This window comes from Shewanella sp. 10N.286.51.B2 (genome assembly GCF_041469265.1).
Lineage (GTDB): Bacteria > Pseudomonadota > Gammaproteobacteria > Enterobacterales > Shewanellaceae > Shewanella.
On sequence record NZ_JBFRKH010000161.1, the window covers coordinates 1 to 295 of the forward strand.

Consider the following 295-nt stretch of genomic DNA (forward strand, 5'->3'; position numbering starts at 1 on the left):
GGGCAGCGAGTTAGTTGCGGATGCGGACAGCACCATCGTGGCGAGCGTGAGTGGCACCGATGAAGCGGGCAACCCGTTCACGGCGACGACAGAGGCAAGCGGTGACAACAAAGACGGTGGTTACGAGGTTGATACCGATATCAGCAAACCGACCATCGATCTGGTGGCGTCGAGCGACAGCGGCGACAGCGACACAGACAACCTAACCAATGACAAGACGCCGACGTTCTCGCTGGGCAACATCGATGACGATGTGGTGGCAGCGGGCATCGTGGTGCTCAAAGACGGCGTTGCC

At 60.0% G+C, this 295-nt stretch carries 1 protein-coding gene; it reads left to right on the forward strand.

Annotated elements, in window-relative coordinates:
* The coding region (locus AB4140_RS19845; protein WP_372002373.1) for an Ig-like domain-containing protein at window positions 1–295 on the forward strand (295 nt) is incomplete at both ends.